Origin of the sequence: Actinomadura kijaniata, assembly GCF_014138665.1 — a bacterium.
Classification (GTDB): Bacteria; Actinomycetota; Actinomycetes; order Streptosporangiales; family Streptosporangiaceae; genus Spirillospora; species Spirillospora kijaniata.
The window spans coordinates 633752-652521 of record NZ_JACJIA010000002.1; the positions used below are offsets into that span (position 1 = coordinate 633752).

General features: G+C 72.4%; 16 protein-coding genes and 2 tRNA genes. 4 read left to right on the forward strand and 14 right to left on the reverse strand.

Annotation, left to right across the window (positions count from 1 at the left end):
• Position 1: 1 nt before the first annotated feature.
• Positions 2-73, reverse strand: a tRNA-Arg gene (locus tag HNR61_RS10305).
• 96 nt (positions 74-169) lie between these two features.
• Between HNR61_RS10305 and HNR61_RS10310 the strand changes: the two genes are divergently transcribed.
• Positions 170-1651 carry a hypothetical protein gene (locus HNR61_RS10310; protein ID WP_182842880.1) on the forward strand — a complete coding sequence of 494 codons (1482 nt, stop codon included), beginning with the start codon at positions 170-172 and terminating at the stop codon, positions 1649-1651.
• Positions 1652-1796: 145 nt separating this feature from the next.
• Here HNR61_RS10310 and HNR61_RS10315 read toward each other — a convergent pair whose 3' ends face one another.
• The 5 genes from HNR61_RS10315 to HNR61_RS10335 form a co-directional block, all read right to left on the reverse strand.
• Positions 1797-2531 (reverse strand): ABC transporter ATP-binding protein, encoded by a 735-nt coding sequence (locus HNR61_RS10315; RefSeq protein ID WP_182842881.1) that lies wholly within the window; start codon positions 2529-2531, stop codon positions 1797-1799.
• Positions 2528-3544 carry an efflux RND transporter periplasmic adaptor subunit gene (locus HNR61_RS10320; protein ID WP_182842882.1) on the reverse strand — a complete coding sequence of 339 codons (1017 nt, stop codon included), beginning with the start codon at positions 3542-3544 and terminating at the stop codon, positions 2528-2530. The genes HNR61_RS10315 and HNR61_RS10320 overlap by 4 nt, the downstream gene beginning before the upstream one ends.
• 11 nt (positions 3545-3555) lie before the next feature.
• Positions 3556-4779 (reverse strand): ABC transporter permease, encoded by a 1224-nt coding sequence (locus HNR61_RS10325; protein ID WP_182842883.1) that lies wholly within the window; start codon positions 4777-4779, stop codon positions 3556-3558.
• A 128-nt stretch (positions 4780-4907) separates the two neighbouring features.
• Positions 4908-6017 carry an alpha/beta fold hydrolase gene (locus tag HNR61_RS10330; protein ID WP_182842884.1) on the reverse strand — a complete coding sequence of 370 codons (1110 nt, stop codon included), beginning with the start codon at positions 6015-6017 and terminating at the stop codon, positions 4908-4910.
• Positions 6014-6268 carry a hypothetical protein gene (locus tag HNR61_RS10335; protein WP_182842885.1) on the reverse strand — a complete coding sequence of 85 codons (255 nt, stop codon included), beginning with the start codon at positions 6266-6268 and terminating at the stop codon, positions 6014-6016. The genes HNR61_RS10330 and HNR61_RS10335 overlap by 4 nt, the downstream gene beginning before the upstream one ends.
• Positions 6269-6648: 380 nt before the next feature.
• Here HNR61_RS10335 and HNR61_RS49110 point away from each other — a divergent pair, with 380 nt between their 5' ends.
• Positions 6649-7665: an HNH endonuclease gene (locus HNR61_RS49110; RefSeq protein WP_220509154.1), complete on the forward strand. Its 1017-nt coding sequence runs from the start codon at positions 6649-6651 to the stop codon at positions 7663-7665.
• Here the strand turns inward: HNR61_RS49110 and HNR61_RS46750 are convergent.
• Complete coding sequence (locus HNR61_RS46750; RefSeq protein WP_220509155.1) at positions 7655-8350, reverse strand: sensor histidine kinase; 696 nt, start codon at positions 8348-8350, stop codon at positions 7655-7657. The genes HNR61_RS49110 and HNR61_RS46750 overlap by 11 nt on opposite strands.
• Here HNR61_RS46750 and HNR61_RS47525 point away from each other — a divergent pair.
• Entirely contained in the window at positions 8288-8683 is a 396-nt protein-coding gene (locus HNR61_RS47525) for an ABC transporter permease (protein WP_312897833.1), read from the forward strand. The two genes, HNR61_RS46750 and HNR61_RS47525, sit on opposite strands and share 63 nt — an antisense overlap.
• A 55-nt stretch (positions 8684-8738) precedes the next feature.
• Here the strand turns inward: HNR61_RS47525 and HNR61_RS10350 are convergent, their stop codons facing one another.
• Positions 8739-10157, reverse strand: a complete 1419-nt coding sequence (locus tag HNR61_RS10350; RefSeq protein WP_312897834.1) for a serine hydrolase domain-containing protein — start codon at positions 10155-10157, stop codon at positions 8739-8741.
• A 76-nt stretch (positions 10158-10233) separates the two neighbouring features.
• Between HNR61_RS10350 and HNR61_RS10355 the strand changes: the two genes are divergently transcribed.
• Complete coding sequence (locus tag HNR61_RS10355) at positions 10234-10860, forward strand: TetR/AcrR family transcriptional regulator (protein WP_182842887.1); 627 nt, start codon at positions 10234-10236, stop codon at positions 10858-10860.
• 116 nt (positions 10861-10976) lie between these two features.
• On the opposite strand, the gene HNR61_RS10360 is transcribed toward HNR61_RS10355, so the two are convergent.
• From HNR61_RS10360 to recF, 6 genes are all read right to left on the reverse strand, one after another.
• Positions 10977-11050, reverse strand: a tRNA-Ile gene (locus HNR61_RS10360).
• 94 nt (positions 11051-11144) lie between these two features.
• Positions 11145-12068, reverse strand: a complete 924-nt coding sequence (locus HNR61_RS47530) for a DUF3566 domain-containing protein (protein ID WP_312897835.1) — start codon at positions 12066-12068, stop codon at positions 11145-11147.
• Positions 12065-14599 carry a DNA gyrase subunit A gene (gene gyrA / locus HNR61_RS10370; RefSeq protein WP_182842888.1) on the reverse strand — a complete coding sequence of 845 codons (2535 nt, stop codon included), beginning with the start codon at positions 14597-14599 and terminating at the stop codon, positions 12065-12067. The genes HNR61_RS47530 and gyrA overlap by 4 nt, the downstream gene beginning before the upstream one ends.
• 53 nt (positions 14600-14652) lie before the next feature.
• Positions 14653-16602: a DNA topoisomerase (ATP-hydrolyzing) subunit B gene (gyrB, locus tag HNR61_RS10375; RefSeq protein WP_182842889.1), complete on the reverse strand. Its 1950-nt coding sequence runs from the start codon at positions 16600-16602 to the stop codon at positions 14653-14655.
• Positions 16603-17044: 442 nt separating this feature from the next.
• Positions 17045-17599 (reverse strand): DciA family protein, encoded by a 555-nt coding sequence (locus HNR61_RS10380; protein WP_182842890.1) that lies wholly within the window; start codon positions 17597-17599, stop codon positions 17045-17047.
• A 16-nt stretch (positions 17600-17615) separates the two neighbouring features.
• Complete coding sequence (gene recF / locus HNR61_RS10385; RefSeq protein ID WP_182842891.1) at positions 17616-18755, reverse strand: DNA replication/repair protein RecF; 1140 nt, start codon at positions 18753-18755, stop codon at positions 17616-17618.
• Between the last annotated feature and the right edge of the window lie 15 nt (positions 18756-18770).

The window sequence follows — 18770 nt, forward strand, 5'->3', positions numbered from 1 at the left end:
GCCAGCGTGGCGGGTTCCGCCCCCGCGCCCTCCGGGTCCGAAGCCCGGTGCTCTGCTGCTGAGCTACACGCTGAACGCCCCTCAGGCTACGAACCCCCGCACACCCCCGCAACATATTTCCCCACCGGGAAAAACCGTCGTCCATGCGGCGATCACCCAGAATGAGGTGATGACCAGCACGGACACGACACTCGACGCCCTCGTCCACGACCTGGACCGCGGGCGTTCCGTCGACATGTGGGTGCTCGTCCACCAGTTGGTGGACGCCGCCGGGGACCCGAAGGCCGGGGAGGCGGCGTTGCGCGCGCTGTCCTCCGCTCGGCCGGGCGCCTGGACGCGGATCGACGACGAGGTGCGGAGCCACAGCGCGTACCGGGGGACCGGGAAACGGTGGCGGGCGGTCGTGGCGGCGGCGCGGCACGGCGAGGACCCGCTGGCGGTGCTGCTGGCCGCCTGCTCCCACGACGGGCGCGAACGCGAGGCGGCCCTGTCCGCGCCCGCGATGCGGCTTCCGTCGCTGCTGCCGGTCCTGATGATCCGCGCGACCGACTGGGCGGCGCCCGTCCGGCGGAAGGCCCGAGCCGTGCTGGAGCAGGTCGCCCCGGACCCCGGGCGGGCCGCCGCCATGGCCCTGCACCTGCGGGAACGGTGGCGCGGCCAGGACGTCATGGACGCGCTGCTGGGAGAGCTGCACGACGCCCCGGAGGCGACGCTCCACCGGCTGCGCGCCGACGGCGACCGGCGGGTGCGGCGGCTGGCCTACCGGATCTGGCTGGACGGCCGGGCCGGGCTGGAGGAGGCGGTGGCGGCGGCGATGACCGAGCCGGACACCGTCTGCCGCCGGCTCGCCGTCGCGGACGCGGTCGCACGCGCCGTCCGCGACGCGCGCACCGACCTCCTGGAGCACCTGCTGACCTCGCGGAGCGCGCCCACGCGCGCCGACGCGTTGACCGGCCTGGTGACGCTGGGGCGGCCGGAGCGGGGGCGGGCGTTCCTCGCGGACCGGTCGGCGGCGGTGCGGGCCGTCGCGCAGTGGGCGGTGCGGCGCGCGGGAGGCGACCCGGCCGAGGAGTACCGCGCGGCGCTGGACGCGGGCGGGCCCCGGACGGCCGCCCTGATCGCCGGGCTGGCCGAGTGCGGCGGCCGGGACGACGCCCGGCGGATGCCGCCGTTCCTCGGCCACGAGCGGGTCCGGGTGCGGGCCGAGGCGGTGCGGGCCGTCCGGCTGCTCGGCGGCCCGGTGGAGCAGGCCGCCGAACTCATCGCCGACCCGTCGCCCCGGGTGGTGCGCGAGGTGGAACGCGCGCTCGGTCCGTCCTCCGCGGTCCCGTCTCCCGAGCTCCTGTGGTCGCTGCTCGACGACGGGGAACGGCCGTACCATGTGCGGCTGGCCGCCGCCGGGCGGCTGACGCGGCGGGACACCGCGACGCGCGTCGAGGCGGTCCTGCGGCTGCTGATGTCGGGCGACGCCGTTCTGTGGAAGCGCGGCGCCGACGAGTGGGACCGGCTGGCGCGCGACAGCACCGCCTTCTACGGGGCGGTCACCCCGCCGGCGCGGGAACGCCTGGCCGCGCTCATCACCGCCGCCGGACCGGTGCTCGGCCCGCGGCGCGCCGACTGGCTGCGCCTGTGGCTGGGGCTTCCCCGCTGACCGGACATCCACAACCTGTGGACAACTCTTCGCTTATCGCTCTACCAGCAAGAAAAGCCCACCAACCAGGACCGTTCACCACCCGTCATCCCCAGCCGACCACCGTCGGTGACGCCCGGCCCCGGCGTCGGCCGACACACCGGTCCTAGGCCGGGGACAGCCGTCCCTTGTCCAGGACGTAGACGTCGTCGGCCCGGCGCGCCAGCGCGTGGTCGTGGGTCACCAGGACCAGCGCCCGATCCTCGGCCCGCGCCCGGTCGAACAGCAGGTCCATCACCTGCGCCGCCGTCTGCGGGTCCAGCGCGCCGGTCGGCTCGTCGGCCAGGATCAGCCGCGGGTCGCGGATCAGCGCCCGCGCGATCGCCACCCGCTGCTGCTCGCCGCCCGACAGGCTCGCCTGGGTGGCGTGCAGGCGCTCGCCGAGGCCGACGCGGCGCAGCGCCTCGTCGGCCAGCTCGTAGCGGCGGCGCAGCGTCCGGCCGCCCGCGTACAGCAGCGGGGCCGCGACCTGCTGCCGGGCCGTCCGCCGCTGCAACAGGTTGAGCTGCTGGAACACGAACCCGATCGTCTCGCCGCGCAGCCCCGCCCGGTCGCGCTCGCGCATGGTGGTCGTCTCGCGGCCGTAGATGCGGACGGTCCCGGTGTCGGGGCGTTCCAGCAGGCCGAGCACGTTGAGCAGGGTGGACTTGCCCGCGCCGGACAGCCCCACGATCGCGGCGGTCGCCCCCGGGCGCACCGTCAGCGTCACGTCCTCCAGCACCGTGAGCGGATCCGCGCGCCCCTTCAGCTTGAAGCGCTTGGTGACGCCCTCGACGGCGAGCACGGGCTCGGGCGGCGGTCCGGCGACGCGCAGGTCACCGGGCTCGGGGATGACGCTCACGACGTCGGCCCCTCCTCGGGGCCGCCCTGCGGGGCGGGCGGCACGTCGAACGCCGCGTCGTCGGGCGCCCGGTCGAGGATCCTGTCGCCCTCCTTCAGGCCGCTCACGATCTCGACCTGCTTGCCGTCGTTGACGCCCAGCTCGACCTTGCGCGTCTGGCGCGAGCCGTCCTCGCCGACGACGGTGACGCGTCCCTTGGACGCCTGGCCGAGCACCGCCGACAGCGGGACCACCACCGCGTCGTCCACCCGGTCCGTGGTGATCGCCATCTTGGCGCGGATGCCCGCGAACACCCGCTGGTGGGCCGGGATCCGGCAGGTGACCTCGACGTTCTCACCGCCACCGCCACCACCGCCATCACCGTCGCCGGTTCCGGGAGCCGGGGGCTGCTGCGGGCCGCCCTGCCCCTGCGGCGCGGTCGGCTTGCTGGACGCCCCGGCCCCGTAGGCGAGCAGGCGGCACCGGAACGGCTCGGGCCCGTGGTCGATCGCCAGCTTGATCTCCTTGGGCCGGTTGTAGAGGCGGTACACCTCCTTGGCGTCGATCGTGGCGACGGCCTGGAACCGGCGCTGGTCGAGCTGCGCGACCGGCTCGGCGGGCGTGATCTCCTGCCCCACGGTCGCGGCCAGCCCGGAGACCCTCCCGGCGACCGGCGCGAGCACCGCGACGGTCTTGTCCTTGCCCTTGCCCGGCACCTTGATCGACAGCAGGCTCTCGCCCCGGCCGACGAGCTGCCCGTCCCGGCGGTGCACGGCGGCCACGGTGCCCGACCTGGTCGCCTTGACCGGGACCGGCGGGTCGGCGCGCACCACGGCGTCCACGTTCAGGCGGCTGACGATCGTCCCGGTCCCCACGGTGATCGTCTTCGGGGACAGGTCGGCGGCGGGCAGCGGGTCCATCGGCACCGGCGGCGTGGCCCCGCCGGTGCCCGCCAGATAGCCGGTGCCGCCGACGACACCCAGCACCGCCACGAGAATCCCGGCCTTGGCCAGGCGGTTCCCCCATCGGGGCATGGTCGCTCTCCCTAACTGCGGATCGCCTGGATCACCGAGCGCTGCATCGCCCGCAGCGCCGGGATCAGGCCGGTCAACAGGCCCACGCACACGGCCACCCCCATGCCGAGCAGCGCCGCCCGCCACGGGAACACCATCGCCAGGTCGGCCTCGGCGAACGGCCCCTGATCGCGCAGGAACCCGAACAGCGGCCCGCTGATCGCGTACACCCCCGCGATTCCCAGGGCCCCGCCGGCGCACGACACGATCAGCGCCTCCAGCAGCACCGTCAGGAACAGGTCGGGCCCGGTGGCGCCGAAGCACCGCTGCACGCCCAGCTCGCTGCGCCGCTGCCGCACCGCCATCAGCCCGAGCACCAGTCCCGGAAGCGAGCCCAGCACCAGCAGGAACGCCGCCACGGCCAGCAGCACCTTGCCGAACGTCCCGCTGATGACGCCGGTGTCGCCCTCCTGCCGGTAGATCTCCACCCGGCCGAGGCCCCACGAACCGGCGGCGTCGGCCTTGAGCTGCTCCTTCACGCGTTCGGCGTCGGCCTTGGGCACGCGCACCACGTACGAGGTCGACTCCTCGCCGAGCCGCCACCGCGCCATCGCCCGGTACGGCATGTAGATCTCCGAGGCGGCCCAGGGCGCGCCGCCGCCGAGCACCCCGACGACCCGGCACCGCACCCACTGGCGGGGCGCCCCGACCTCGACGACGGCCCCGACGGGGTTCGGGCCCAGCTTCTTGGCGAACTTGGCGTTCACCACCAGTTGCGGTTCCATCCGGTGGTCGTCCACGGGCTTGAGCCACCGCCCGGACACCACCGAGATCCGCCGGATCCGGTCCAGGCTCGGCGCGGCCCCGACGACGCTCAGCTCGCCGCCGTCGTCATCGCCGGTCTTGATGGGACGGACGCCGTCCGGCAGGACCTGCCGGAACGCGGGCGCCTGCGCGGTCCGCAGCGGACTCCCCACGACCCGGTACCGGCGCAGGTCGGCCTCGATCCGCGTGATGGCCTCGTCGGACAGCTTGGGCGGCCCCTCCTGCGAGGCGGCGTCCACGGTCAGCGTGACCGGCCGCCCGACCTGCTGCTCGAACGTCTGCACCACGGCCTGCTGCGCCAGCCCGCCGAGCGCGATGGCGAGGGTCACCACGGCGACCAGCGCCGACACGCACAGCAGCGTCAGGGTGACGCGGACCTTACTGGTGCGAATCTCCGCGAACGCGGACAGCACCATCCCCCATACGGGCATAGCCCCCGCCCCCAGCCATGATCACCCGATCCAGGTGATCATGCACCCTACAGCAATGCATACCGCGTACGTAAGACCTTCCCGCAACCCCGGACGAACCCCCTGTTCAGGGGACCAACCCGGGTCGTTCAGCGGGCGTCCGGCGGCGTGGAGCCGCACCGCGCCCGCGGCGCCCGCAGCCGGACGAGGTAGTCGTTCACGATCCGGGCCTCGCAGCCGCCGTTGAAGACCTTCACCGCGTGCGTCCAGTCGTCCAGCAGCACCAGCCGGGCCCCGCCGCCGAGCTGGCGCCCCACCTCCCGCGCCCAGGCGGCCGGGGTGGCGTTGTCGTGACGGCTCTGGAGCAGCAGCAGGGGGTTCCGGGCGGTGCTGGCGGCCCGCGACTGCGGGTTGCGGACGGGCCCCGGCCAGCCCTGGCAGGCGAGAACGGCCCTCATCGCGTTGGGCGAGTACCCGACCAGGGGGGCCGCCCGGCGCGCCGCCGCGAGATCGGCCCGCAGCTCACCGGCGTTCCGGTAGCGCATCGCGTAGTCCTGGCACACGACGGGATCCGCATGGTTGAGGGTCGCCGGGGGCTTCTCGCGTTCCTCCTCCCACGCCCGTCCCGCGTTCAGCGTCCTCAGGAATGAGGCGACCGCGCCCCAGGAGGGCGTCCACAGCATCGCGTCCGCGGTCGCGGCCACTGTGTGGGGCGTCCAGTCCCCCTCCAGCCTCCCGGCCCGCGCCTTGGCGACCACCTGCCGGTACGCGCCGCGCGCGTCCATCCCGCACTCCCGGCTCCGCGCGCACCACCGGGCGAACTCCCCGAACGCGTCCTCGAACGCCCGGGCCGCCGTCACCACGAACCGCCGCCGGGACGCGCTGTGGTCCATGACCCCGTCCAGCACGGCGGCCCGCACGTGCCGGCCGAACCGGGCGGCGTACTCCTGGCCGAGCAGCGTCCCGTACGAGTGCCCGTACAGGTGGACGACGCGTTCCCCGAGGGCCTTCCGCACGAGGTCGAGGTCGCGGGCGGCGGAGTCCGAGTCCAGCGGGGCGTCCCAGCCGCGGCAGGAGGCGGCCAGGCGGCGGTTCCGGTCCCGCAGCCGCCGCAGGTCCCGTCCGCTCTCCGGCAACCGGACCGGCTCGGCCCGCAGGACCCCACCGGCCGGGCAGGTCAGGGGAGCGCTGCGCCCCACCCCGCGCGGGTCGATCCCGACCAGGTCGAACCGCTTCTCCAGCCCGCCGAACCCGGTCATCTGGGCGACGGCGTCGGCCCCGACTGCCCGGGGCCGCCCGGCAGGAAGACCAGCGTTCCCCTCCGTTCGGCCGCCGGACGCCGCGCGACCCGGATCCGGATCTTGGCCCCGCCCGGCTTCCGGTGGTCCCGCGGGACCTCGACGTCCCCGCACCGGACGTTCCCGACCCCGCCGGGGCAGTCCCGCCACCGCACCCGTTCCCCAGCCTGCGCGGGAACGGCGACCACCCCCGAGGCCAGAACCGTCCCCACCACCAGAAGCCGCCGGTAATACACGCGAAAAACCCTCTCAGCCGTCACTCCGACTTCGAAGGTGCCGCCCGGCGCCCCCGCGCCGCATCCCCCTCAGGACTCCCTCCGGACCGCGCCCCAGCCCCAGGTCGTACACACGGGGTCGCAGCCCACCCCCGCTTGACCAGGAGTTCCAGCACGGAACGGCCCCGCCGAACCCCGCGGGCCCGACCTGCCCCAACCCGAAAAACGTCCCGTCGACGTGATGCCGCGACATGCGGCTCCACGTCCTCCGCGCCCCCGCCGTACCGAACGATCATCAGATACGGCACGCGATCACCCCCGCCAGCGATGTCCGACAGGCACCATAAGTTGGGAATGCAGCGATTCAGGGAGCCGCCGTGAGCGAGGACTTCTACCGCGCCGACCCGACCCCGTACGCGTCGTGGCGGCTGGCCGTCCTCATGGGGCGGAACGTCCGCACCTACAAGTTCGCCCTCGGCCACGCCCTGCTGGAGGCGGCGGCCCGGGACCGCACCGAGATCCCGCTCACCGAACTGGCCACCACCTACGCGACGGGCCTCCTGCGACGACTGGAACACGCCCCCCAGGCGTCCCCGAACGCCCCGACCGCCAGGACCGACCTGCTCGTCATCGCCGCCGAGGAGGCCGCGGAGAGCCGCCGGATCGGCCGCCCCACCGAACGGCTGGTGGAGGCCGCGACCGCCAACATGCCCGGCATGGTCATGCAGAAGTTCCACAACCTGCACGGCTCGGAGGTGCCGCACCGCTTCTACGAGGTGACCGGCCGGGGCCGCGACCGCCTCGTCCGCCTCACCCCCGCGCTCCGCCGGGTGGCGCTGTCGGACCGGATCGACGTCCTGCGCGGCGAGCTGCGGTCCCGCTGGGAGATCGTGGAGAGCTCGTTCAGCACCGGCATCGGCCCGGCCCTGCTGGCCGAGGGCCTGGTGCCCGACCTCGCCGACGGGCTCCTCTACGACAGGCGCCGCCGCCGTCCCGTCACGGGCGTCAGGGACGCGGTCATCGGCTTCCAGCACGGCAGGTGCCTGAGCTGTCACCAGCCGATCAACGCCGACGACGAGTACGCCGTCGACCACGTGTTCCCGTACGCGCTCATGGACCGTCTCGGCGCGCACGGCGGCTGGACGGGCCCGGACCTGGACGCCGTCTGGAACCTGGCCCCCGCCCACGCCGCCTGCAACTCCACCAAGAGCGACCGTCTCCCCAACTCGGATGAACTGCGCCGCCTCGCCGAGCGCAACGAGGCCGTCATGCGCTCCCCGGTCCCTCTCCGGAGGACGCTGGAGCTGGTCCTCCGGAACCACCGCTACAACGCCGCGAAGCCCGGCGAGTGGCGGCGCTTCGTCCGCGACGTCAACCACCTGATCAACAGTTGACCCGTTCCGCGGTCCTGGCGAACGTGACGCGGACGGTCAGGCCGCCGTCGGGGTTCGGGGTGGCGGTGGCCTGGGCTCCGTGGGCCTTCGCTATGGAGGTCACGATGGACAGGCCGAGGCCCGTGCCCTCGCCCTTCGTGGGGCGGCGGGGGTTCAGGCGGCGGAACGGCTCGAACAGGTGGGGGACCGTGTCGGGTGGGATCCGCGGGCCCGTGTTGGTGACCGTCAGGCCCCTCTCGTCCAGGTGGACCGCTATGCGGCCGTCCGGGACGTTGTAGCGGGTCGCGTTCTCCAGGAGGTTGCGGACCAGGTGGCTCAGCAGCGCCGGGTCGCCCTGGAGGACGAACGGCTCCAGGCGGGTGTCCAGCCGGAGGGAGCGGGACTCGCGTTCGGGGGCCTGCTCCGCCGCCGCCTGGACGATCACCTGGGCCAGGTCCACGGGTTCGGTGCGGTCCAGGCCCTGGTCGCTGGCCGACAGCAGCAGCAGGCCCTCGATCAGGCGCTCGCTGCGGTCGGCGACGGTCAGCAGGCGGGTGCGGACCTCCGCCACGCGTTCGGGGGTCGGGTCGGACAGGCCGATCTCCAGGGCGGCGCGCTGGACGGCCAGGGGAGTGCGCAGCTCGTGGGCCGCGTTCGCCACGAACCGCTGCTGGGACGCCACCAGCGCCGAGATGCGGTCCAGCATCGCGTCGAACGTGTCCGCCAGGTCCTTCAGCTCGCCGGGCGGCGCCGCCAGGTCGGACTGCAGCGGTCGCTGGGCGCCACGCGCGGACAGATCCGCCTCCAGTTCGTGACCGAGTCACTGCTGCTGTCGGGGCTCGGCGGGATCGCGGGCGCGGTGCTGGGCGCGGCGGCGACGTTCGGCTACGCGACCTTCATGGGGCTGCCACCGACAGTGCCGCTCTGGTCCCTCACCGGCGGCCTCGCCGCCACGCTGGCCATCGGGATGCTCGCCGGGCTCTACCCGGCGGTCCGCGCCGCGCGGCTGTCCCCCACGGTCGCGTTGCAGGCCACCTGAACCGCCCCGGGCCGTCGGGGCGCGACGCCGGCCCGCGTCCCCGACGGCGAGCGGGTCACCGTCGTCGGCTGCCACACCTGACCAGGGTGAACGCCCCGCACACGACGGTGACGACACCGGCGGCCACCGCGACGCACAACGCGGCGAACGCGTCAGGCAGCCACGTCGCCAACGACCGCACCCCTATCTGGCCGGACGCCCACACCGCCAGGGCCAGCGGCACCACGCCCACCAGAACCCAGGCGACGGAACTCCGGCGCGAGACCTCCGGGCGGCGCAGCCGGACCACCGAACGCCCCGCCGCCAGCACCAGCCCCAACGCGAGCACGGTCACGCCCCAGACCGCCGCGTGGTAACCGGTCGCGGAAGGGGCACCATCCAGGCCGCCGCCCGCCAACAGCCGGGCGGCGTCGAAACCCACCTGCATCACCGCGCCGTCATGCAGCAGACCGTGCAGGTTCTGGTGCAGCACGAGCGCGAGCCCGCGCTCCGGGATCAGGAACACCATCGCCGAATAGCCGGGGGTCGCCCCCGTGTGCCAGACGGCCCGGTCGAGCGGCGGCTTCAAGCCGCCGACACGCCAGCCCATCCCGTAACCCGAACCGGGCCTGCCCTCCCGGCGCATGAGCCGCACGTCCTCGGGCGCGAGCGTCCCGTCGCCCGAACGCAGCTGGAACGCCGCGAACGCCGCCAGATCGTTCAGGTCACCGCCCAGGTAGCCGTAGGCCGCGCCGTGGTCGTCGAACCCGTCGGCGACCGCGGACGGCATCCCCCACATCAGCTGGTGCCCCGGCGGCAGCCCCCTCCTCGAAGCCGTCGCGGCATCGGCGATGGCCCCGTCCATACCCGCCGGGTCCAGGACCGCCCGGCGCAGGTGCTCCGCGAAGGGACGCCTGGTGACCGCCTCGACCACGGCCGCAAGCACCAGGTAGTTGGCGCTGGCATAGGCGTACCTGCTCCCCGGCGGGCCCAGCGGGTCCACACCGTCCAACCCGCCGAGACGCTCAGCGGGGCGCGGGCAGCCGAAGCAGTCGGCGAGCTTGAGAGTGGGCCGTTCGGGGATCCCCGCCGTCTGGTTGAGCAGATGGCGGACCGTGACACGGGAGGCGTGCGCCGCGCCACCGAACCGGAAACGCGGCAGGTGCTCCACGACCCGGTCGTCCAGGCCGAGCCGCCCCGACCGCACCAGAGCCATGACCGCCGTCGCCGCCGCCGGTTTGGCCACCGAACCCCACAGGAACGGGGTGCCGGCCGTCACCGGACGGCCGCGCCCGTCCTTTCCCCAGGCCCGTTGGTGCACAGGACCACCGGGACCGACCACGGCATAGGCGAGCCCCGGCACCCGCGCGTTCCTCATCCGGGAGCGGGCGTGCGCGTCGAGCGCGGCGTACGCGTCGGGCCGGGCCACTGCGGGAGCGGCGGGGAGAAGAACGGACAGGAGCAGCAGCAGGATCGCCGCGTTCCACCAACGCACGGGGCCTCGCCTTCCGAGGGACGCACGGATAACCATATCGCCATACGGTTTTACCGTATGGCGATATGGTCAACAAGTGCCCAGGACCGCCGATCACCACGAACGCCGGCGCCAGATCGCCACCGCCGTCTGCGAACTCATCTCCCACCACGGCCTCGACGCCGTCACCGTCGCCCGCACCGCCGCCACCGCCGGCATCTCCGTCGGGCTCGTCCAGCACTACTTCCGCACCAAGGACGACATGCTGCTGCACGCCTTCCAGCAGGTCACCACGCAGATCCGCGACCGCGTGAACGCCCACGTCCAGGCCGGGGCCCGCCACCACCGCCCCATCGCCGGCATCCTCGCCGAGGCGATGACCGAACTGCTCCCCCTCGACGCCGTCCGCCGCACCGAGTTCCGCGTCACCCGGGCCTTCGCCGGACGCACCCTCGACGTCCCCGCCCTCGCCGAAGTGGACGTGCGGACCGCCCGAGCGCTCCGCGACGACCTGGCGCAGGCGATCCACAACGGCAAGGAATGCGGCGAGGTCGCCGAGGACCTGGCCCCCCGCCCCGCCGCCGTCCGCCTCGCCGCCGTGACCGAGGGCCTGGCCATGCAGGTCTACCGCACCCCGGAAACCGCGGACGAGCCGCTCGCGACCTCGATCATCAGATCCGAGCTCGCCACCGTCTTCACCGGCGAGTGCCACCAGTACACGTGACGCGCCAATGCCCGGCCCCGGAACGTGCGGGGTGGACGCCGCCGCCGGTTCGGCGGCGGATAAACAAAAGACCCCACTCATGGAGTGGGGTCCTCTATCCAGAATCCGGATATGTGTGGGCGTACCAGGACTTGAACCTGGGGCCTCATCCTTATCAGGGATGCGCTCTAACCGACTGAGCTATACGCCCTCGCTGCGTCGCCGGTCCTCGTTGCTGTTTCCCGGCGACGCATGAGAGATTACCGCATCTCGTGAGCGGACCGGTAATCGTTATGGCAGGTCGGCTACTCGGCCTCCTTCAGGGTGACCTCGACGCCTCCGACCAGGTCGGCGGCCAGGTTGTAGATCACCGAACCGACCGTGGACAGGGCCGTGATCAGCAGGACGTTCAGCGCGCCGACGAGGACGGTGTAGCCGAAGACGCGGGCGAAGGAGAACCAGCTTCCGGCGTCCAGGCCGCCGCCGGTCTGGCCCTGCTGGCGGGTCAGCTCGTTGACGGTGTCGCTGATCGCCGAGAAGACGCCCAGGCCCGACAGGATGAGCCACAGGACGATCACCGCGACGAGCAGGACGACGAAGCAGACCAGCGACATCACGAAGCTGAACTTCATGACCGACCAGGGCTCCAGGCGTGCGAGCTGGAGCTGGGCCCTGCGGGCCGGCTTGCCGGTGGCGGGCTTCTTCGTCGCGTCGTCCTTGGTGTCCTTCTTGTCGGTCGCCGGGCGGTCCTTCAGGACCGTGCCCGCGAAGCCACCGGAGGAGCGGGTGGCGCTCGCGGCGGGCGCGGCACCGGAGCCGAGCGGCTTGTCCACGCGGCTGCCGGAGACCGAGGACGCCGGTTCGGCGGGCTTGGTCCAGTCGGGCTTCCTGGTGTCGGTCTTGGTGTCGGCCTTGGCCGGCTTGGCCGTGGCGTCGGCCTTGATGTCGACCTTGGTGTCCTTCGCCGCGGCGGGCTTCGTGGAAGCCTCGGTCTTCGGCTTGGGCGTTTCGGCGGTGCCCTTGACCGGGTCCTTCACCGGGTCCTTCACCGGTGCGATCGCCTTGTCCTCGGTGTCGGCCGGGGAGTCGTCCTTGATCGCCGTCAGGTCCGGGGTGGTCTCGTCCACGGGCTTGAGGTCGACCTTGGTCTCGTCCCTGGCGGGCTTGGCGGACGCGGCGGCCACGGTCTTCTTGGGCTTGCCCTTGCCGTCACCGGGCTGAGTGGTCACGAGTCCTCCTGGGCGGGGGAAACGTCACTGGCCGTGCCCCCTTCGTCCGTCTCGGCGTCCGAGTCCTCCATGGACTCTACGTTCCTCGCGATCGCGACGACGCTGTCCCCGTCCGCGAGGTTCATCAGACGCACGCCCATGGTCTGGCGTCCGGACTGCTTGACCTCTGCCGCACGCGTGCGGATGACGCCGCCGTTGGACGTCATGGCGAACACCTCGTCGTCCGGGCCCACCATGAGTGCCCCTACCAACCTGCCGCGAGATTCCACGATCTTAGCGGTGAGAACGCCCTTGCCGCCGCGTCCCTGGGTCGGGTACTGGCCGGCGGGGGTGCGCTTGGCGTAGCCGCCCTCGGTGGCGACCAGGACGTCCTGCTCCTCGTCCTGCACGACGAGCATGTTGAGGACGTGCTGGTCCTCCTCGAAGCGCATGCCGATGACGCCGGAGGTGGCGCGGCCCATGGGACGCAGGGAGTCGTCGTCGGCGTGGAACCGGATGGACTGGGCGTTGGTGGAGACCATCAGCAGGTCGTCGTCGGGCGAGACCAGGCGGGCGGCGATGACCTCGTCGTCGTCCAGCAGGTTGATGGCGATGATGCCGCCGGAGCGGGGCGAGTCGTAGTCGCGCAGGGCGGTCTTCTTGACCTTGCCCTTCTTGGTGGCGATGACCAGGTAGGGCGCGACATCGTAGTCGCGGAGGTCCATGACCTGGGCGATGCGCTCGTCGGGCTGGAACGCGAGGAGGTTGGCGACGTGCTGGCCACGGGAGTCGCGGCCGGCGTCGGGCAGCTCGTAGGCCTTGGCGCGGTAGACGCGGCCCTTGTTGGTGAAGAACAGGATCCAGTGGTGCGTCGTGGTGACGAAGAACTGGTCGACGATGTCGTCCTGCTTGAGCTGGGCGCCGCGGACGCCCTTGCCGCCGCGCCGCTGGGCGCGGTAGGCGTCGGTGCGGGTGCGCTTGGCGTAGCCGCCGCGGGTGATGGTGACGACGATGTCCTCTTCGGCGATGAGGTCCTCGTAGGAGACGTCGCCGTCGAAGGGGATGATCTGGGTGCGGCGCTCGTCGCCGTACTTCTCGACGATGGGGGCGAGCTCGTCGCCGACGATCCGTCGCTGCCGCTCGGGGGAGGCGAGGATGTCGTTGTAGTCGGTGATCTCGGCCATCAGCTTGTCGTACTCGTCGGTGATGGACCGGCGTTCCAGGGCGGCGAGCTTGCGGAGCTGCATGTCGAGGATGGCCTGGGCCTGGACCTCGTCGATCTCCAGCAGGCTCATCAGGCCCTGCTGGGCCTCCTGCGCGGACGGGGAGCGCCGGATGAGGGCGATGACCTCGTCGATGCGGTCCAGGGCCTTCAGGAGGGCGCGCAGGATGTGGGCGCGCTCCTCGGCCTTGCGCAGCAGGAAGCGGGTGCGGCGGACGATGACGTCGATCTGGTGGTCGACCCAGTGCCGGATGAACTGGTCCAGCCGGAGGGTGCGGGGGACGCCGTCGACCAGCGCGAGCATGTTCGCGCCGAAGGTCTCCTGGAGCTGGGTGTGCTTGTAGAGGTTGTTGAGGACGACCTTGGCGACGGCGTCGCGCTTGAGGACGATGACGAGGCGCTGGCCGGTGCGGCCGGAGGTCTCGTCGCGGACGTCGGCGATGCCGTCGAGCTTGCCGTCCTTGACCAGCTCGGCGATCTTGAGCGCCAGGTTGTCCGGGTTGACCTGGTAGGGCAGCTCGGTGACGACCAGGCAGGTGCGGTTCTGGATCTCCTCGACCTCGACGACGGCGCGCATGGTGATCGAGCCGCGGCCGGTGCGGTAGGCCTCCTCGATCCCCTTGCGGCCGACGATGAGGCCGGCGGTCGGGAAGTCGGGGCCCTTGACCCGCTCGATGAGGGCTTCGAGGAGCTCCTCGTCGGTGGCGCCGTAGTTGTCGAGGAACCAGCGGACGCCGTCGGCGACCTCGCGCAGGTTGTGCGGCGGGATGTTGGTGGCCATGCCGACCGCGATGCCCGCCGAACCGTTGACCAGGAGGTTGGGGTAGCGGGACGGCATGACGTCCGGCTCCTGGGAGCGGCCGTCGTAGTTCGGCGAGAAGTCGACGGTCTCCTTGTCGATGTCGCGCAGCAGCTCCATGGCCAGCGGCGCCATGCGGCACTCGGTGTAGCGCATGGCGGCGGCGGGGTCGTTGCCGCGGGAGCCGAAGTTGCCGTTGCCGTCGACCAGCGGGTAGCGCATCGACCAGGGCTGGGCGAGCCGGACCAGCGCGTCGTAGATCGCCGAGTCGCCGTGGGGGTGGTAGTTACCCATGACGTCGCCGACGACGCGCGCGCACTTGAAGTAGCCGCGGTCGGGGCGGTACCCGCCGTCGTACATGGCGTACAGCACGCGGCGGTGCACGGGCTTCAGGCCGTCGCGCACCTCGGGCAGGGCACGGGCGACGATGACCGACATCGCGTAGTCGAGATAGCTCTTCTGCATCTCGACCTGGATGTCGACCGGTTCGATCCGCTCGCCGGGTCCGTCCGCTGTGGTCACGTCCGTCACTGTGTAAGACCTCTTCTTCGTTGTGGAAGCAAGCTCGGGCCGCGGTCAGCGCGTCAGATGTCCAGGAAGCGGACGTCCTTGGCGTTGCGCTGGATGAACTCGCGGCGAGGCTCGACCTCCTCGCCCATCAGGACGCTGAACAGCTCGTCGGCCTGGGCGGCGTCGTCGAGCTGGACCTGCAGGAGGACGCGCTTGGCGGGGTCCATGGTGGTGTCCCACAGCTCGTTGGCGTTCATCTCGCCCAGACCCTTGAAGCGCTGCACCTGGTCGCGGGGGCGGGGGTCGCGCTTGCCCGCGGCGATCCCGGCCTCGATGATCTGGTCCCGCTCGCGGTCGGAGTAGGCGTAGTCGACGTCGGTGCCGCGCCCGTCCCACTTGATCTTGTAGAGCGGCGGCTGCGAGAGGTAGACGTGCCCGGCCTCGATGAGCGGCTTCATGAAGCGGAACAGCAGGGTGAGCAGCAGCGTGTTGATGTGGTGGCCGTCGACGTCGGCGTCCGACATCAGGATGATCTTGTGGTAGCGCAGCTTCTCGATGTCGAACTCGTCGTGCACGCCGGTGCCCAGGGCGGTCATGATCGCCTGGACCTCGTTGTTCTTGAGGATCTTGTCGATGCGCGCCTTCTCGACGTTCAGGATCTTGCCGCGGATGGGCAGGATGGCCTGGAAGTGCGGGTTGCGGCCGCCCTTGGCGGAGCCGCCGGCCGAGTCGCCCTCGACGATGTAGAGCTCGGACCGGCTGGGGTCGGTGGACTGGCAGTCGGCCAGCTTGCCCGGCAGGGAGGTGGACTCCAGCAGGCTCTTGCGGCGGGTCAGGTCGCGGGCCTGGCGGGCGGCGACGCGGGCGCGCGCGGCCTGGGTGGCCTTGCTGATGATCTCCTTGGCCTCGCCGGGGTTCTCCTCGAACCAGTCGCGCAGGTGCTCGTTGCAGGCGCGCTGCACGAACGCCTTGGCCTCGGAGTTGCCGAGCTTGGTCTTGGTCTGGCCCTCGAACTGCGGGTCGGCCAGCTTGATCGAGATGATCGCGGTGAGGCCCTCGCGGACGTCCTCGCCGGTGAGGTTGTCGTCCTTGTCGCGCAGCAGGCCCTTGTCGCGGGCGTACCGGTTGACGATGGTGGTCAGCGCCGCGCGGAAGCCCTCCTCGTGGGTGCCGCCCTCCGCCGTGTTGATGGTGTTGGCGAAGGTGTGGACCGACTCGGTGTAGGAGGAGTTCCACTGCATGGCGATCTCGACCGACATGCCCTCGGTGTCGTCGCCGAAGTAGATGACCGACTCGTGGACGGCGTCCTTCTTGGCGTTGAGGTAGCGGACGAAGTCCTCGATGCCGCCCTCGTAGTGGTAGGCCACCACGCGGGGCTCGCCGCCGTCGTCGCCGTTGAGGTGGTCGGGGCGCTCGTCGCGCAGCGTGATGGACAGGCCGCGGTTGAGGAACGCCATCTCCTGCATGCGGCGGGAGAGGGTCTCGAAGTTCCAGTCGAGGGTCTCGAAGATCTCGGCGTCGGGCCAGAAGGTGATCTGGGTGCCGGTCTCGTCGGTGGGCTCGCCCTTCTCCAGGGGGCCCTCGGCGCCCTGCCAGGTGTAGGACTGGCGCCAGTAGTGGCCGTCGGTGCGGATCTCGGCTTCCAGCCGGGTGGACAGCGCGTTGACCACGGCGGAGCCGACGCCGTGCAGGCCGCCGGAGACCGCGTAGGACTTGCCGTCGAACTTGCCGCCGGCGTGCAGGGTGGTCAGCACCAGCTCGACGGCCGGTTTCTTCTCCACCGGGTGCTCGCCGACGGGGATGCCGCGGCCGTTGTCGAGGACCCGCACGCCGCCGTCGGCCAGCAGGGTGACCTCGATGGCGTCGGCATAGCCGGCCAGGGCCTCGTCGACGGAGTTGTCGACGATCTCGTAGACCAGGTGGTGCAGGCCGCGTTCCCCGGTCGACCCGATGTACATGCCGGGCCGCTTGCGAACCGCTTCCAGGCCCTCAAGGACGGTGATCGAACTAGCGTCGTACGCCAAAGGAGATCCTCCTGCCGGGGACGCGTCGCCGCCGCCCCACACCCTGCTTATGAACTCACGGTGAACGCGGTGTGCCCCGTAACACACGTAAGGGCGCCCTCACGCTCTGGCCGTGTCGGCCAGAACCCCGGGGCGACCCATGGCGGCGCAGCATCCTGAACCCGGTTTCATTCTACCCGGTGACGGGTCGGAAAGTGGCACTGACGGACGCTGTGTGGCCGTGTGGCGGTCGAACGGGCGCGGAGGTGCATCCCCCCATTCACCCCCGGGGCTTGTCTGGTCTGTGAAGCGCTCGTAGCGGAAACCGCTGCCGCTCACTCCACATTGATGTTCTCACCCGGCACCGACAAAACGATGCCTCCCGGGGACGGGGTGTGATCAGCGCGTTCGCGGGGCCCGGACGCGACTGGCCCGGTCGGCCCGGCGGACACGGCGGGCGGGGTCAGCGGACCCGCCAGGCCCCGGTGCGGCGGGGGCCGGAGGAGGGGCCGACGACCTTGACGCGTTTGACGGTGCCCTGGCCGAGCTCCTCGTTGAGGCGGCGGACCAGGGTGGCGGCGAGCAGGCGAAGCTGGGTGGCCCAGGTGTTGGAGTCGGCGACGACGGTGAGCTCGCCGTTCTCGAACTTCTCGGGCCTGGTGTGCTCGGCGAGTTCGGGGCCGACGATGCCGGGCCAGTTGCCGAAGACGCCGCCGACGGCGGCGCGCTGCTCCCAGCCGCGGGTGGCCAGCAGGTCGCGGATGGCCGCGCCGAACGGCCGGGGGTCGCCGCCGCGCCCGGGTTCGAGGGGGCGGGCGGGCAGGGGGTTCCGGGCGCGTTTGCGGCCCTGGCCGGGGAGGGTCCCGCGTTTGAGGGCGTCGGCCTTGGCCTGGGCGAGGGCCTCGCGCGCGAGCTCGATGCCCGTCTTGGCGGGCGGCGAGCCGGGGGCCGGGCCGGAGTCCGCCGGGGAAGCGGGCTCGTCCGGCGGGTTGTGCACACCCTGTGGATCGTCGGTCATCTTCTCCCCCTTCCGGTCAGCCGAGCATGTCCCGCTCGGGGACCACCTGGCCGCCGGAGACGGCGTAGGTCGCGCCGGTCAGCTCCTTGGGAACGTCCTCCGGGACGGCGGCGGTGACCAGCACCTGCTCGGCGGGCGCGACCATCCCGGCGAGCCGCGCGCGGCGTCCGGCGTCGAGCTCGGCGAACACGTCGTCCAGGATCAGGACGGGGTCGTCGCCGTCGGCGCGCAGCAGCTCGAACGCCGCCAGCCGCAGCGCCAGCGCGAACGACCAGGACTCGCCGTGGCTGGCGTAGCCCCGCGCGGGCAGGTCCCCCAGCCGCAGGACGAGTTCGTCGCGGTGCGGGCCGACGAGGCTGACGCCGCGTTCCAGTTCCTGCTTGCGGGCCTCGGCGACGCCGCCCAGCAGCTGTTCGGCGAGCCGCGCGCGGTCGGTGGACAGCTCGGCGGCGCCGAGGGAGCTCTTGTAGAGCAGGTCGGCGGCGCCGCTGTGGGGGGCGAGCTCGGCGTAGGAGGCGGCGACCAGCGGGCGCAGCCCCTCCACCAGCTCCAGCCGGGCGGCGAGCAGCTCGGACCCGGCGCGGGCCAGGTGGGTGTCCCACACGTCGAGGGTGGCCAGCACCTCGGGGCCGGGGGAGCGGCGGTGGGCGGCGGCGGACTTGAGCAGGGCGTTGCGCTGCTTGAGGACGCGCTCGTAGTCGGAGCGGACCCCGGCGAAGCGCGGGGCGCGGGCGGTCAGCAGCTCGTCCAGGAACCGGCGGCGCTCCCCCGGGTCGCCCTTGACCAGCGACAGGTCCTCGGGCGCGAACAGCACGGTCCGCAGCACCCCCAGGATCTCCCGGGGCCGGGGGACGGGGGAGCGGTTGAGCCGGGCGCGGTTGGCCTTACCCGGGTTGATCTCCAGCTCGATCAGGGCCTTGCGGTCGTCGCGGACCACCCCGGCGCGCACGATGGCCCGCGGCGCCCCCTGCCGGACCAGCGGCGCGTCGGTGGCGGCCCGGTGGCTGCCGTGCGTGGCGACGTACCCGATCGCCTCGACGAGGTTGGTCTTGCCCTGACCGTTGGGGCCCACGAACGAGGTGACGCCCGCGTCGAGCGGCACCTCGGCGGTGGCGTACGAGCGGAAGTCCTGGAGCGAGAGATGGGCCACGTGCACGAGTAACGAGGGTAG